The organism is Flagellimonas eckloniae, from assembly GCF_001413955.1.
Classification (GTDB): Bacteria; Bacteroidota; Bacteroidia; order Flavobacteriales; family Flavobacteriaceae; genus Flagellimonas; species Flagellimonas eckloniae.
On sequence record NZ_LCTZ01000002.1, the window covers coordinates 3,025,024 to 3,040,020 of the forward strand.

Annotated in this window: 13 protein-coding genes and 1 tRNA gene; 5 read left to right on the top strand and 9 right to left on the bottom strand. The window is 39.6% G+C overall.

The window, feature by feature from the left end; all coding sequences use genetic code 11:
* Positions 1–38: 38 nt before the first annotated feature.
* Positions 39–629 carry a riboflavin synthase gene (locus tag AAY42_RS12945; protein WP_055395890.1) on the top strand — a complete coding sequence of 197 codons (591 nt, stop codon included), beginning with the start codon at positions 39–41 and terminating at the stop codon, positions 627–629.
* On the opposite strand, the gene AAY42_RS12950 is transcribed toward AAY42_RS12945, so the two are convergent.
* Positions 626–1,714 (bottom strand): acyltransferase family protein, encoded by a 1,089-nt coding sequence (locus tag AAY42_RS12950; RefSeq protein ID WP_055395891.1) that lies wholly within the window; start codon positions 1,712–1,714, stop codon positions 626–628. The genes AAY42_RS12945 and AAY42_RS12950 overlap by 4 nt on opposite strands.
* Before the next feature lie 6 nt (positions 1,715–1,720).
* Positions 1,721–3,532 (bottom strand): sodium:solute symporter family protein, encoded by a 1,812-nt coding sequence (locus AAY42_RS12955; protein ID WP_055395893.1) that lies wholly within the window; start codon positions 3,530–3,532, stop codon positions 1,721–1,723.
* A gap of 85 nt (positions 3,533–3,617) precedes the next feature.
* Between AAY42_RS12955 and AAY42_RS12960 the strand changes: the two genes are divergently transcribed.
* Entirely contained in the window at positions 3,618–4,361 is a 744-nt protein-coding gene (locus AAY42_RS12960) for a sulfite exporter TauE/SafE family protein (protein ID WP_055395895.1), read from the top strand.
* A gap of 115 nt (positions 4,362–4,476) precedes the next feature.
* Here the strand turns inward: AAY42_RS12960 and AAY42_RS12965 are convergent, their stop codons facing one another.
* From AAY42_RS12965 to mce, 3 genes are all read right to left on the bottom strand, one after another.
* Entirely contained in the window at positions 4,477–6,177 is a 1,701-nt protein-coding gene (locus AAY42_RS12965; protein WP_082433438.1) for a glycoside hydrolase family 172 protein, read from the bottom strand.
* Positions 6,178–6,525: 348 nt separating this feature from the next.
* Positions 6,526–6,599 (bottom strand) — tRNA-Ile (locus tag AAY42_RS12970).
* A gap of 60 nt (positions 6,600–6,659) precedes the next feature.
* The gene (gene mce / locus AAY42_RS12975; protein ID WP_055395897.1) at positions 6,660–7,067 is read right to left on the bottom strand and encodes a methylmalonyl-CoA epimerase; all 408 of its coding nucleotides are present in this window, start codon (positions 7,065–7,067) and stop codon (positions 6,660–6,662) included.
* A gap of 115 nt (positions 7,068–7,182) precedes the next feature.
* Here mce and rbfA point away from each other — a divergent pair, with 115 nt between their 5' ends.
* Complete coding sequence (rbfA, locus tag AAY42_RS12980; RefSeq protein ID WP_055395900.1) at positions 7,183–7,575, top strand: 30S ribosome-binding factor RbfA; 393 nt, start codon at positions 7,183–7,185, stop codon at positions 7,573–7,575.
* A 2-nt stretch (positions 7,576–7,577) separates the two neighbouring features.
* Complete coding sequence (locus AAY42_RS12985; RefSeq protein WP_055395902.1) at positions 7,578–8,786, top strand: ABC transporter permease; 1,209 nt, start codon at positions 7,578–7,580, stop codon at positions 8,784–8,786.
* On the opposite strand, the gene dusB is transcribed toward AAY42_RS12985, so the two are convergent.
* Positions 8,783–9,775 (bottom strand): tRNA dihydrouridine synthase DusB, encoded by a 993-nt coding sequence (gene dusB, locus AAY42_RS12990; protein WP_055395904.1) that lies wholly within the window; start codon positions 9,773–9,775, stop codon positions 8,783–8,785. The two genes, AAY42_RS12985 and dusB, sit on opposite strands and share 4 nt — an antisense overlap.
* Before the next feature lie 42 nt (positions 9,776–9,817).
* Entirely contained in the window at positions 9,818–12,235 is a 2,418-nt protein-coding gene (locus AAY42_RS12995) for an outer membrane beta-barrel family protein (RefSeq protein ID WP_055395906.1), read from the bottom strand.
* A 157-nt stretch (positions 12,236–12,392) separates the two neighbouring features.
* Between AAY42_RS12995 and lepA the strand changes: the two genes are divergently transcribed.
* A complete protein-coding gene (lepA, locus tag AAY42_RS13000) occupies positions 12,393–14,189 on the top strand; it encodes a translation elongation factor 4 (RefSeq protein ID WP_055395908.1) in 1,797 nt (598 codons plus the stop codon).
* A 29-nt stretch (positions 14,190–14,218) separates the two neighbouring features.
* Here the strand turns inward: lepA and AAY42_RS13005 are convergent, their stop codons facing one another.
* Complete coding sequence (locus AAY42_RS13005; RefSeq protein ID WP_055395910.1) at positions 14,219–14,491, bottom strand: hypothetical protein; 273 nt, start codon at positions 14,489–14,491, stop codon at positions 14,219–14,221.
* Positions 14,492–14,735: 244 nt separating this feature from the next.
* On the bottom strand, positions 14,736–14,996 hold the full coding sequence (locus AAY42_RS13010; protein WP_055395912.1) for a hypothetical protein: 261 nt from the start codon (positions 14,994–14,996) through the stop codon (positions 14,736–14,738).
* Between the last annotated feature and the right edge of the window lies 1 nt (position 14,997).

The following is a 14,997-nucleotide window of genomic DNA, read 5'->3' on the forward strand; positions in this document are numbered from 1 at the left end:
TACATTTACATTACAAAACTACTCAATTAAAAAGATTCATGTTTACAGGTATTATTGAGACTTTGGGGAAGGTAGAAAAGCTTGAAAAAGAAGGTGATAATTTTCATATCACCATCGCGTCAGAAATCACCTCAGAATTAAAGATAGATCAGAGTGTTGCCCATAATGGGGTTTGCTTAACTGTTGTTTCCGTTGATGGTGAATGCTATACCGTCACGGCTATTGAAGAAACACTGAATAAGACCAATTTAGATGAATTGGAGGTTGGTGATGTAATGAATCTTGAACGTGCCATGGTTCTGGGCGCAAGATTGGATGGCCATATTGTGCAGGGTCATGTGGACCAGACAGCAGTTTGCATTTCAACAGAAGAAAAGGATGGGAGTTGGATTTTTACTTTTGAATATGATTCTGCCCTTAACAATGTAACTATTGAAAAAGGTTCAATTACAGTGGACGGAGTAAGTTTGACGGTTATTGATTCTAAAAACAACAGCTTTAGTGTGGCGATAATTCCCTATACCTATGAACACACTCGATTTAATACCTATAAAAAGGGAACTACTGTAAATTTAGAATTTGATGTGATTGGGAAATATGTGGCGCGGTTGATGGAATTCCGGGTCTAAACTTTTATAAAAATCCTTCTTTTATAAAGTACATATGCCAAGAGACAATAAAAAGAAACAACACTTAGTCCGTATAGTAATGATGACAGCTCCATTGTCATAAAATCATGTACATAGATTTTATTGAAAATCCAGCCATGTAAAGAAGTGTCCTCATCAACTTTTATGGTATAAAACAATTTGGTGATGAAACTGGATAAAAAATATACGGTAATGGCGTTGGCCCCTGCATATTTGAATATACTTCCGAGCTTTATTTTCTTAACATCAGTAAGAAAATAAATCAATGCCAAAACAATGTTAGCCCAACCTGCTGTGACCAAAACAAAACTGCTTGTCCAAAGTGCTTTGTTAATGGGAAATATGAAATCCCAAAGATGTCCAACCAATAACATTGAACCTCCTATGCCAAATAACAGCGTCGTTTTTTTATCATGCTTTGAAGTAAGTATCAAACCAGTGAAAATTCCCAAAATCGAACTTACAATTGCCGGTATTGTGCTCAATAATCCTTCAGGGTCATAATCCGGTTTGTAATTATGGGTTCCAAAAATATGGACATCCACGTAATTGGCCAAGTTATTTGGTGCTCTCTCCAAAGTTGATGCCACTCCTTCAACAGGAACAAAAACCATTAACAGCCAATAGCCGATTAACAAAATTGCAGCAACCCAAATCAGTTTTTTCCAATTTAGATTTATAAAGAGTATTGCTGCAAAAAAGAACACTACTCCAATGCGTTGCAAAACTCCTGGAAAGCGTATTTCAGCAAAATCCTTGAAAAACGGAAAAGTAATTGTAAATGCTCCAAGAAAAAGCCCAAGCCCGATTAACTTTAGGCTTCGAATGGCAATTTTATTATAAACACTGGTGCCTGAGGTCTTGTTTTGATAAGCAAGTGCTATAGACGTTCCTACAATAAACAGAAAAAAAGGGAAAACCAAATCTGTTGGTGTATATCCATGCCATTTGGCATGCAATAAAGGCGCATAAACATTGGACCATGTGCCGGGAGTATTCACCAAAATCATTAACACAATGGTCATGCCCCTAAAAATATCAACCGACAAAACCCTGTTTTTCATATCCCTCTATAAAATAGTATCTTTCATTTTACCCCATGCTTTTATAAGTAAAAAAGCAGATAGAGCCGCCACTCCAGTAAGTATCAAAGCTAAACTTGTTTCGCCATAAATCCAATATCCTGTGGCAAACATAATTGTATAGATTAATATAACACCCAATAACATTGCAGTAATTCCAGACGGTACGCTCCATTTTTCCTTACTGTTCATAATTATAATGTTATCTGCTTTTGCATCTGCTACAACCTTTGCCCAACCTGGTCCGCCAGGTTGAATTTTTTGATAAAAACTGCGTAAAACATCTTTGGTCTCTGGTTGGGTAACAAAAGTAGCCGTGACCCAAATGATGGTGGTGACTATCATAATAAAGGGAAGTTCGGCCCAATCTGGAAACAAACCATAATCGGCATGAAAAAGAAGGTCTCCCAATTGCGTTGTCTCCAAAACAATGGCCAAAATACCTGATGAGAACATAGCTGTAATTTCGCTCCATGCATTAATGCGCCACCAAAACCATCTCAATATGAAAATGAGCCCAGTTCCAGCGCCAAACGACAACAGCAAATTGAAAACTCCCATTGCATTTTGCAGTGCCAATGCCAAGAGGGCGCTAAGCAACATTAAAATGACCGTTGATAATCTGCCAACATTGACCATCTGTTTTTCAGTCGCATTTGGATTAATCTGTTGTTTGTAAAAATCATAAACAATATAAGATGAACCCCAGTTTAACTGTGTAGAAATTGTACTCATGTAAGCTGCCACCAGTGAAGCCAAAACAATACCTAACAACCCACTTGGAAGTTTGGTCAACATTGCCGAATAGGCCAAATCATGCCCCAATTTATCTTCTGCTATATTTGGGAATGCCTCATGTATGCTGGCAATATCAGGATAAACAACTAGAGACGCTAGAGCAACTAAAATCCAGGGCCATGGGCGCAAGGCATAGTGCATAATATTAAAGAAGAATGTGGCTCCTATGGCATGGTTCTCATTTTTTGCTGCCAACATACGCTGTGCAATATATCCCCCTCCCCCGGGTTCGCCTCCTGGGTACCAAGAACTCCACCACTGTACCGCCAAGGGAATTATCAGCATGGTAATTACGGCTTTTTTGTCCGTAAGGTCTGGAAGGATACTTAGCTTGTCCTTTACATTTTCATTTTCCATGATAGCCTCAAGTCCGCCGACCTCAGGAATATTTACCAAATAATATGCTGCTCCAATGGCTCCGGCCATGGCCACAAAAAAGAGCAAAAAATCGCTATAGACCACTCCTTTAAATCCACCAAGGGCGCTAAAAACCACCGTAATCAAACCAGCGCTAACCACGGTTTCCCAAGGTTCAAGGCCAAGCATAACCCCTCCAATTTTTATTGCTGCCAATGTTACCGCCGCCATTGTAATTACATTAAAAAGAACTCCAAGATAAATGGCTCTAAACTTTCTCAAAAAGCTTGCGGCCTTTCCGCCATACCGTAGTTCATAAAATTCCAGGTCTGTTTTTACATTGGATTTCCTCCATAATTTGGCATAGACAAAAACAGTAAGCATTCCTGTTATTAAAAAACACCACCAGCCCCAATTCCCAGAAACCCCATTGGTTCTAACTAAATCCGTTACAAGGTTTGGCGTGTCTGTAGAAAACGTGGTTGCAACCATTGAGAGACCCAATAACCACCAGGGCATGGTCCTACCCGAGAGGAAATATTCAGAAGAGCTTTTCCCAGATTTTTTGGAAACATAAATGCCTATAAAAAGGACAATTCCGAAAAAGCCAAATATAAGTACGTAATCAAGTGTCTGTAAATCCATGGTTTGGTTTTGGTTGTTGGCTAAAGTATAATTTTTTAAAATACCTTTACCCTTTGTTCGCTAAACAACAGTTTTGACATTCTTTATGACATTGGAATCTTCCTTAGTGGTTTGGTCCATGGCCGCTACAGCAGCATTTTTAATGGGTATTTCAAAAGCGGGTCTGAAAGGACTTTCCATTTTTAATGTAACCCTCATGGCATTGGCTTTTGGTGCTAGGGAGTCTACAGGCTTAATTATTCCATTGTTACTGGTGGGAGACGTATTTGCTGTGGTCTACTACAATCGACACACACAGTGGAGCTATATCATAAAATTTCTACCATGGATGGTTCTAGGGATTCTTATCGGTGTTTTTATTGGAAAGGATTTGCCTGAAAAGGAATTTAAGCTTAGCATGGTAGTCGTTATTTTTATAAGCTTGGCTGTTCTCGTTTGGTGGGACAAGCGAAAGTCCCAAGCCATTCCAAAACACTGGTTGTTTTCTGGCTCCATTGGAATTGTTGCGGGTATTTGCACAATGATCGGTAACCTAGCTGGGGCTTTTACCAATATTTTCTTTTTGGCGATGCGGCTTCCTAAAAATGAGTTCGTCGGTACTGCCGCGTGGTTATTTCTAATTACTAACTTGTTTAAATTACCCTTTCACATCTTTGTTTGGAAAACCATTTCCACAGAGTCATTGTTGATTAATCTTAAGTTGTTTCCATCTATTCTTTTGGGTCTTTTTGCTGGGGTAGCCATTGTAAAATTAATTAATGATAAAAATTATAAAAGATTCATTTTGATTGTAACAGCGGTTGGGGCAATTGCCATTTTATTTAAATAAAGAAGCCCTGCCGTAATTTTACTTTTCTCTTATTTTAAAAACCCATGCGTCAGTTTCACCAACTTGCGTACTATGCTTTTCGGGAACTTGACTAGTTAGTCCCTTTTTTCCATAGTTAATCAATGGGTTCCTTTTTGTTGGTTGTCAGCTTCACCAATCCTTCGGCATCTGGTCTTCGGTTGGATGTTGTAGCCGCATCACCATACCAATAGACACCGACACCATATTCCATGTCGACATCTTCCGTCCAGCTCCAGACTTCCATATCCAGTTGGAGAGAACTTCCAAAAGGCATGACATCCAAGGCGCGGGAACGTGTTTCGGTACTATAGCCCTGTGTATTTCTTGTGCCGAATTCAGCTTCGGTTTTTCTGTTGTTCTTATTGTAAACATTTGAATTAGGTTGTGCGTGAAATGGGTGTTCATAGAAATCGTTGCTCATTCCTCCCCAAGAATACCCGTAATAGTCTTCCGTACCCGTTCCAAAAATGGAAGGGAAATCTTCTCCATCGACCCATATTTTCTCATCCCCTTCGCCCCACCAACGCTTCACAGGGTTCCAAATGGTCAAGGCATCGCCCACGTATACACCTCTTCCTTTCAGTGTCACATAGTTCCAGTCGGAGAACGGTCTTGTGGATACGGGGTATTCTCCCCGCCATGCAGCGTTGAAGTACATACTGTTTTCGTCCCATTCCCAATCACCAACGGTGGCATTGAGCTCGACATCCACAGGTTCGTTGCCTAAGTTAAATATTGATATTTTTCCTGATCTTTGGTACGGCATCACCCAACGACTGGACATGGCCCCGTCATTATCCACAGTTCTATACCAACCCTGAAAGGGATTTAACCCAATTCCACTACCAAAGAAGTCACCTATTGGGCACCATACGGTTTCTTGTCCATCGAACTCCACTTTTAGGACAACCGAGCGGGTTACTGTTGAATCCTGGTAGTCCCCAAGCTTTAGGGAAAGTGAGCGAACCGCTCCTGTCCCTTTAGGCAGTACAATAGACTTCTCTTCTTTGTAGGCGACTGTTTCCTTCAATTCCAATGCCTTACCAACTGAGCTGTTTTTTGGTGACAACAATGTTTTACAAACTTTTTTGGTCAGTGCGTCCGCCTTTTTGAAGTTTTCCATAGTGAAGGTTTCTACGGCCGTGCCCTCATCATATGCCCTATATGTAAACTGATAAAAAAAGGGTCTTTCGGTAACGGTGACCTTACAACTTTTTGCATAGGTTATAGGAAAAAAGGAAACAGCAGACCTTAAAGATTTATGTGCTAACGGAAAAGGGAAAAGTCCGGTCCCGTTCAAAAGCCCTAGCATGTTTCCCTCCAGAACGGGTTCGGTTGCCCCATCCAGATAAATTTTTATTGTACTTGTGGTACTAGGGTCTTTTGGGTTCGAATACGGCATCCATGTCCGTACAATTGCTCCCGGGCCCTTATGGTCCATGAGCACCCATTCTTTTACGCCATTATGCTCTTCGACGCGGAGAAAATTATGGAGCCCTTCTTTGGTGTTGAAGTCCGCATTGGTGAACCAACCTACCGTATCTTGGGGAGTCTTGGAGGCTCTGTTATAACTGCTTTCCTGTTTTAAGCGGAAATTGTTTTGGGGGAATTTGGCGACCATATCGCGGTCTGTCATCTCTTTGAGCAAAGATGTTATGGTCACTATTTGGTTTTCATCGCCTTTAACTTTTTTTGGCTCGTTTACACATCCTGTAAAAACGAGCGTAGTGAATAGTACTGTTATACTATTTATGTTTATTTGTGAGGTAAACCGTGTTAACTTAAAGTTCAGCATAGTGGATTTATTTGACTTCTCCAATAGGTCTTTGATTGGTTTAAATTTCCAAAATATGTTCCAATAGAACCGTTTTTAATTTCGAAATAATTTCTTAGTTTTCTCTGGCTCGGTAACCAGTTTGGATTTATGTGGCAAAATAAGTTACCAGTCGTCCATCCTAACAGTGGTCTTGTTATAAAAATAGGCTTCATGCCCTCCGGTCCCTTCACTTCCTGTCAAAATACTGCTTATATTTTACCATCGCTTTTTTAGAAAGAGACACCCCTGAAATATTGGTCAGTTTTGGCACAAAATAAACCCTCCTAACTAACTTAAAGTAGATAAGAGGGTTGTGATTTTACTTTGTGGTCCCACATGGGCTCGAACCATGGACCCCCTGATTATGAGTCAGGTGCTCTAACCAGCTGAGCTATAGGACCTGCAATTTTGCGGATGCAATATTACCATTTATTTTCCTTCGTCGCAAGATTTTAATACAACTACCCCTCATTTATTTCCTGACAAAGCTCTACCAATACCCCGTTGGTTCCCTTTGGATGCAAAAATGCGACCAATTTGTTGTCCGCCCCTTGTTTGGGCACTTCATTTAAAACGGTAAAACCTTCCTTTTTCAATCGTGTAATTTCCATTACAATATCGTCAACGGCAAAGGCAATATGGTGAACTCCTTCACCTTTCTTTTCCAAAAACTTTGCTATTGGACTATCTACCGTAGTAGCTTCCAACAATTCTATTTTATTGGGTCCAGATTTAAAAAAAGAGGTGCGCACCCCTTCGGATGGGACTTCTTCCATTTTATAGTGGGATGCTCCCAAGAGTTTTGCAAACAAGCTGTTGGAGTCTTTCAAATTCTTTACCGCAATACCTATATGTTCTATTTTATCCATCTGATTCCACTTTAAGTGTACGTGAACAACTGAATGTACATCAATTTCTTCAAAAATAAACACTGGATTTGTATCATATCATGAGGTTCGTCATTAATTCCACTATTTTTGTGCTATGGAAACACAACGGCAGAAGAAAATAGGGGGAATCATCCAAAAGGATATCGTAGATATTTTGCAGCGTGCCGCCACAGATGGTGGATTAAAGGGAACCTTGATTTCTGTTTCAAAAGTTTCCGTTACTACGGATCTTTCCATTGCCAAGGTATATGTAAGTATTTTTCCAAATAAAAGTGCTAATGTACTGTTGGAAGGAATAAAATCGAACCAAAACCTTATTAAGCATGAGTTGGCCCAACGCACAAAAAACCAATTGCGGCGAGTGCCTGAACTCAATTTTTACTTGGATGATTCCTTGGAGTATATTGACAAGATTGAAAAATCACTGAAAGGAGAAGAAAACCCCATTGAAAATAGAGATTTACTGGACAAACGCAAGAAATCCTGATTTTGAACTTTCCTTTCTATATCGCTAAGCGCTATCTGCGTTCCAAAAGCAGCCAAAATGCAGTAAATATTATCAATTTCATCACATTCTTGGTCATTGTAATTGGATCCGCGGCACTTTTTGTTGTGCTCTCCGCGTTTGCAGGCTTAAAAACATTCAGTCTTTCTTTTACCAACACATTTGACCCAGACTTAAAAGCGTCCCCCATCACCGGAAAGCATTTTTCCATTACTCCAGATGAGGAAAAATCACTTCTAAAAATCGATGGGCTGGCAAACTATTCTAAAGAACTAGAGGAAAGGGCGTACCTGACATTTCGGGAAAAGAGTTGTATTGCTTATATAAAGGGAATAGACAATAATTATCGTTCTGTAACTGGAGTAGATAGCACTTTATATTTTGGTAATTGGGGAATTATGGAGTATAATGGTGTTATGGGCATTGGTATTTACAATTTGTTGGGAGTACCCATTGACAACTATCAAACTCCGATGACAGTTCTTGTTCCCAAACCTGGTAAAGGCTCTATTTCGCAACAAGGGTTGAATGCAAAACCTTACAATGAGCTGCCATTGGTTGTCAGTGGGGTTTATGCAGTAGAAGAAAATTTGGATAAAAAGTATGTGTTTGCCCAGCTACCTTTGGTACAGGCTTTGCTTGAAAAAGACAGTACCCAAGTTTCAGGAATTAATTTTAAACTTGATAAAGAGGCGTCAATTGAATTTGTGAAAGACCATATTAAGGCTATTCTAGGAGATAAGGTTTTGGTTCTTGACCGACAAGAACAGAACAGCACTCTTTATCGCATGCTCAATACTGAAAATTTAGCTACCTATCTTATATTTACTTTGGTATTGATTATTGCGCTATTTAATGTTGTAGGCGCCATTATCATGATGATATTGGACAAACAACAAAACTCAAAAACGCTGTTCAGTTTGGGAGCTACAATTAAAGAGTTGCGTAGGGTCTATTTTATTCAAGGGCTATTGGTCACTTCCTTGGGGGGATTGATTGGAGTACTAATAGGGTCCATACTTATCGGGTCGCAATTGGCTTTTAGTTGGCTAAAAATCACACCTTCTCTTGCGTATCCTGTAGAATACAACATCATGAATGTTCTAGTGGTTTTGGCCACAATTGTGGTCTTGGGCTTTATCTCTTCGAAGATTGCAAGTAGTAGAATAACAAAACGATTGGTTACCGTTTAAGCAAACTGAAAATCGCCAAATTTCTCCAAAACCTCATCAAAGGCTGCAAAAACATCAGCTGATTCATCACTGGTCACCATTTTCATTCGGTATTCCTTAAAATGGGGAATTCCTTTAAAATAATTCGTGTAGTGTCTTCTTGTTTCAAAAACCCCTAGTTTCTCCCCTTTCCAATCAATGGCCATTTGCAAATGTCTACGAGCCGCTTCCACTCGCTCTTCCATAGTTGGAAGACTTAGGTGTGTCCCTGTCTTAAAATAGTGCTTTACCTGCTTAAAAAACCATGGATTGCCAATACTCGCCCTTCCGATCATGGCTCCATCAAGTCCATAATCATCACGCATTCTTACTGCTGCCTCTGGCGTGTCCACATCTCCATTTCCAAAAACAGGAATATGCATTCTGGGGTTGTTCTTCACTTGGGCTATGGGTTTCCAATCAGCTTCTCCCTTGTACATTTGTACCCTCGTCCGACCATGAATGGAGATGGCTTTAATACCCACATCTTGCAGTCGTTCCGCTACTTCAACAATTTTAATGGACGGAGTGTCCCATCCCAACCTTGTTTTCACGGTAACAGGCAATTTGGTTCTTTTTACCATTGCCTCAGTAAGTTTTACCATCAAAGGTATATCACGAAGAATCCCTGCCCCTGCATTTTTACAGACTACTTTTTTTACAGGACAGCCAAAATTAATATCGATGATATCCGGGTTGGATTTCTCCACAATATCCACAGCTTGAAGCATTGAATCTAGTTCCGCTCCAAATATCTGGATGCCTACAGGGCGTTCCTTTTCATAAATATCCAGTTTGATAACACTTTTGGCGGCATCACGGATAAGTCCTTCGGAGGAAATAAACTCTGTATAAACGACATCTGCTCCTTGTTCCTTGCACAAAGCACGAAAAGGCGGGTCACTAACATCCTCCATTGGAGCAAGAAGTAGCGGAAAATCAGGAAGTTCTATGTCTGCAATTTTTACCAAAACCCTTATTTTTTGGACAGCAAAAGTACAAAAAACAAGCTGTTATTCATTTTGAAGCCTATCCCTTTCCTTTTTGTCAATACCTCGCTCGTTATCCTGTAATTTGAAATTTCCAAAATTATAGGTAAAGCCCAATCGGATAAATTGGGTTTCAGGGCGCCTTCTGTAAAAATTATCCTGATTCAAGTACCTTGAGGTGTAGGTTGGGATGTATCTCTCCAAAATATCTTCGGCGGCAATTGAAATTGTAGCTCTGTTCTTGAACAGGGATTTGCGCAATCCTAATGTAAGGTTCAGTTGCTCATCAGAAACATAGGATCCAAATAAAAATTGGGAAATATAAGTCATTGTAAGCTCTCCGGTGAATGTCCCATCTTTTGAGAGGGTAAGGTAGTTGGCCAAATAACCGTATACCCCGTTGATCTCATTGGTAAATTGCTCGTTACCACTTTCAACGGCCAAGAACGTTTCTTCTTCATGAAAAACTGAAGTATAGGCATACAAAAACCAAAAAGGGAGAACGCCCTTGCTTACCGTAAAATCCAATCCATACGATTTACTCTCCAAAACGTTTTGCTTAAGTTCAACCAGTGTTTGATTATCATTGTTTTGGAATACCAAATCCGCAATGTTTCTTCCATTATCCCGATAATAGATATCGAAGAAAAACTCACTGTTCAGGGTATAATTTAAGTTTATGTTATTGGAAAAACTAGGAAATAATGTTGGGTTGCCCTCTTCGAAATCATTCTCATTAAAAAAATATCTGAAAGGGTTAAGGTCGTTGTATTTTGGCCGATCAACATTTCTTCCGTAGTCAAAAGCAAAGCTATGTTTGTCCGACGGGGAATAAAGCACATATACGGACGGAAAAGGTTCAAAAAAATCTTGGGTGTTTGTTTGATTAAGGGTCAATGATGTTCCTTCGGCTTCAGTCAATTCCCCTCTTAATCCAAGTTTCATGGACCATTTTTCCCAGTTTTTTACCAAACTGAAGTAAGCCGCGTACACATTTTCATCGTACACATAATTATCAGACAAAGATGCATCCACGGCATCATCTGTCCCAACAAAGTTTAAAAAATCAATTGCGCTCTCTGATGCAATAGATGAGATTTTCATGCCCGTTTCAATGGATGCGTTTCCAATTGGGGTTGAAAAATCAGCCTGTCCTGTAAAAATCTGAATGTCCTGCTGGGAATCAGTATCAAATCCAAAATCTCTTAAAAAATTACCTCCACCATCAAAATAGGTAGAACTCAAATTCTGTTCGGATTGCCCATCATAATTTGTATAGTGTCCATTGAAGGACAATCTCGCCCCTGGCTTTTTTAACTTATGCACATAAGTTAGATCAAAGGCCAAATTAGAGTTGTCAAAAGCTGTACTATTTTGAGTCATAAAGGTTGAATCTAAAACGCTTTGGGCGTTTCTAATTTCGTTGTTCAATACAGTTTCCTGCTCTTGTCCTGGATTAAAGAGCATGTTTGAAGTAAGGTTGAGACTGTTCTTTTCATTAAAATCATAATCAACGATGAGGTTAGCGTTTTGAGCCAGAGAACGATTGATCTGATTGTAATCTGTAGACCATCTTGAAAACACTGCGTCAGTATCATCAATAAAATTGATTCCCTTATCTGTTTTTCGTAATTCCTTTTTTGGGTTGATGGAGTAATTCGCAAAAATATTCAGCTTGTTTGTCTTAAAATAGTGGCTTGTCCCAAAACTGTATTTTGGAAAAACGGCTTGCGTGTAGGTTCCGTTGATACTTCCTTTGTAGCCCGGAACAATATTTTTATTGGTAACAATGTTCAAGATTGGACCTCCTTCAGCTTCGTATCTAGCCGGTGGATTTGCAATGACTTCAACCGACTTTATAGTGGTCCCAGAAAGTCCGTCAAGTAGATCTTTTACCTCTTGTCCTGAAAGCTGAATTTTCCTATCATTAAGATATACCGTTGCGCTTTCACCTCGGACCAGGAGTTCTTCTTGATTTATTATTACTCCCGGAGTACCTTTAAGAATATCCCATGAAGTTCCTTGCGAGACAACAGTGTTTTCAACCGAAAAGACCAGTCTGTCTGATAATTTTTTAAGTGTTGGCCTTCTGGAAGTTACAACAACTTCATCGAGATTATTTTCATCCAAAGGAATAATTAAAGCACCCAGTGAAACATCACTGGTAATATCCAAAGCACGCGGTTCAGAACCCTTCCCCACAAAACTAGCTTGCAACAAATAGAGGTCTGAGTCTACTTCTGAAAGAACAAAATGACCACTATCATCTGCAGAGGTTCCCTGGACAAATGTTGAATCAACTGCCTGTAAAAGTAAAATGTTGGCGTAGGGAATTATTTTATTCCCCCTGTCCACCACCTTTCCCTTTATCTGGAAGGTTTGACCAGTGGCACTTGTGAAGGTTAAAAACATTAGAAATAAAAAAAACGCAAAGTGTTTCATTTCTATTTGGGGTTACAGACCAAATCTAAGAAAATATTTTAGAGCGCCTAAAAACCTGCAACTTCCATATTTGCAAAAAACCAAGACTAGGGTATTGAAAAGAGCTATATTTGCATTTGCTTAAAAGCCCGTATTGTTTGATTGGGTGTAGGATATTATGGAGAAGATTAGAAATTTTTGCATCATTGCACATATTGATCATGGCAAAAGTACCTTGGCCGATCGGTTATTAGACTTTACAGGTTCAGTTACGGAACGTGAAAAACAGGACCAGCTTCTTGATAGCATGGATTTGGAACGGGAACGTGGCATTACCATAAAAAGTCATGCTATTCAAATGGAGTATGAGCACGAGGGTGAAACCTATGTTCTTAATTTGATAGACACTCCTGGGCATGTTGATTTTTCATATGAAGTTTCGCGATCAATTGCCGCTTGCGAAGGCGCTCTTTTGGTAGTTGATGCTGCACAGAGTATACAGGCACAGACCATATCCAATCTTTACCTTGCTTTGGAAAACGACTTGGAAATTATTCCAGTCCTCAATAAAGTAGATCTCCCTAGCGCCAATCCTGAAGAGGTTACCGATGATATTGTGGATTTGTTGGGATGTAAGCCAGAAGAAGTAATCCCAGCGAGCGCCAAAACAGGAATTGGGATTGAAGACATTCTGACTGCAATCATAGAACGTGTTCCTTCTCCTAAGGGGAATCCAAACGAGTCCCTTCAAGCTTTGGTTTTTGATTCTGTTTATAACCCTTTTAGAGGTGTTGAAACCTATTTTAGAATCATAAATGGTGAAATTAAAAAAGGACAAAAGATAAAATTTGTTGCAACCGATAAGGATTATTTTGCTGATGAAATAGGCACTTTAAAGCTAAACCAGGTACCGAAACCTGTCATTTCTGCTGGAGATGTTGGGTATTTGATTACTGGGATAAAAGATGCTCGAGAAGTAAAAGTTGGTGATACGATTACCGATGCTGCCAACCCAACGCAAAATGCCATAGAAGGTTTTGAAGACGTAAAACCAATGGTTTTCGCTGGAATCTATCCGGTTGATACCGAAGATTTTGAAGAACTGAGATCTTCAATGGAAAAGCTACAACTAAATGATGCTTCTTTGGTATTTACGCCAGAAAGCAGTGCCGCCTTGGGGTTTGGTTTTCGTTGTGGGTTTTTGGGAATGCTGCATATGGAAATCATCCAAGAACGCCTGGAACGTGAGTTTAATATGACGGTCATCACCACCGTTCCCAACGTTAGTTATCATGCGTACACCACCAAAGATCGAGAAACGGCTTTTATCGTAAACAATCCATCAGACCTGCCAGATCCTTCCACAGTGGATCGTGTAGAGGAACCTTATATAAAAGCTACAATTATTACAAAGTCTGATTTTGTGGGCAATGTAATGTCATTGTGCATAGAAAAACGGGGGCAAATAACCAATCAAACTTATTTGACCACTGAACGGGTAGAACTTATTTTTGATATGCCCTTGGCTGAAATCGTTTTTGATTTTTACGACCGATTGAAAACCGTTTCAAAGGGCTATGCTTCTTTTGACTATACCCCAATAGGAATGCGAACCTCCAAATTGGTCCGTGTTGATATCCTTTTAAACGCACAGCCTGTTGACGCTTTATCCGCATTGGTTCATTTTGATAATGCACATACTATTGGAAAAAAGATGTGCGAAAAATTAAAAGAGCTTATTCCAAGACAACAGTTTGATATCCCTATTCAAGCCGCAATTGGCTCCAAAATTATTTCTAGGGAAACCATAAAGGCGTTACGAAAAGACGTTACCGCGAAGTGCTACGGTGGTGATATTTCCCGTAAACGAAAATTGTTGGAAAAGCAGAAAAAAGGGAAAAAGCGCATGCGCCAAGTGGGGAATGTTGAGATTCCACAACAAGCTTTCATGGCCGTGCTAAAGTTGAATGACTAACGGGATGTACTTTTAAAAAAGATTCATTCTTAATACTCCCCATCTTCTATACATGCCATTTGCACCAATTCTCTTAGCGTAAGTTCTTCATAATCCAATATTTCTTGTAGTTCCTGCTCAGATATTAAATCAACTTCATCTCCAGCTTTTGTCAAACATGTTCCATCTCCATTGTCACAGACTTCAAATTTTGTTCCTGCATCGGAAGTACATGATTCGCATTTAGACCCCTCATCATCATTGGAACATCCCAATAAGAACACACCTATTGCGGAGCACAACAGTAAACGTATCTTTTTCATCTTTAAAAGTTTGGAAAATTATTGGAGCAATATTATTTTTCAAAGGGCAGAAATAAGGATGAAAATCAATGAATCACTTCTATGAATTGATGAATAGACCTAAATGCCCTATGGACCATCGTTATGTATTCCAATTCTAGAGGCCATTGGCTCTAAAATTACTTCTAAGGAAAAAACGCATGCGCCAAGTGGGGAATGTTGAAATTCCCCAACAGGCATTCATGACCGTGCCGAAGTTGAATGATTAAAGACCAACAAGGCAAGCCAAATCAATAAATTCCTTTGGAGTAAGTTCTGCGTCATCCAATTCTTCTTGGGTAACTGTATCTGTCAAATCTCCAGCGGTATATGTAAATGTGTCATCCCCGTTGTCGCATATTTCAACTTTAATTGAGCTACTTGTATTGCATGATTGGCAGTTAGACTTTGCTCCATCATCATCACTTGAGCAACTTAAAAATCCCAAGGTAGTAATAAGACCAATTGCTAAAAAGATTCTTTTCATG

What these genes read in the sequence shown, in the direction of transcription:
- AAY42_RS12945 (WP_055395890.1), top strand. Translation starts at nt 39, where the DNA reads ATGTTTACAGGTATTATTGAGACTTTGGGGAAGGTAGAAAAGCTTGAA.
- AAY42_RS12950 (WP_055395891.1), bottom strand. Translation starts at nt 1,714, where the DNA reads ATGAAAAACAGGGTTTTGTCGGTTGATATTTTTAGGGGCATGACCATT.
- AAY42_RS12955 (WP_055395893.1), bottom strand. Translation starts at nt 3,532, where the DNA reads ATGGATTTACAGACACTTGATTACGTACTTATATTTGGCTTTTTCGGA.
- AAY42_RS12960 (WP_055395895.1), top strand. Translation starts at nt 3,618, where the DNA reads ATGACATTGGAATCTTCCTTAGTGGTTTGGTCCATGGCCGCTACAGCA.
- AAY42_RS12965 (WP_082433438.1), bottom strand. Translation starts at nt 6,177, where the DNA reads ATGCTGAACTTTAAGTTAACACGGTTTACCTCACAAATAAACATAAAT.
- mce (WP_055395897.1), bottom strand. Translation starts at nt 7,067, where the DNA reads ATGGATAAAATAGAACATATAGGTATTGCGGTAAAGAATTTGAAAGAC.
- rbfA (WP_055395900.1), top strand. Translation starts at nt 7,183, where the DNA reads ATGGAAACACAACGGCAGAAGAAAATAGGGGGAATCATCCAAAAGGAT.
- AAY42_RS12995 (WP_055395906.1), bottom strand. Translation starts at nt 12,235, where the DNA reads ATGAAACACTTTGCGTTTTTTTTATTTCTAATGTTTTTAACCTTCACA.
- lepA (WP_055395908.1), top strand. Translation starts at nt 12,393, where the DNA reads ATGGAGAAGATTAGAAATTTTTGCATCATTGCACATATTGATCATGGC.
- AAY42_RS13005 (WP_055395910.1), bottom strand. Translation starts at nt 14,491, where the DNA reads ATGAAAAAGATACGTTTACTGTTGTGCTCCGCAATAGGTGTGTTCTTA.
- AAY42_RS13010 (WP_055395912.1), bottom strand. Translation starts at nt 14,996, where the DNA reads ATGAAAAGAATCTTTTTAGCAATTGGTCTTATTACTACCTTGGGATTT.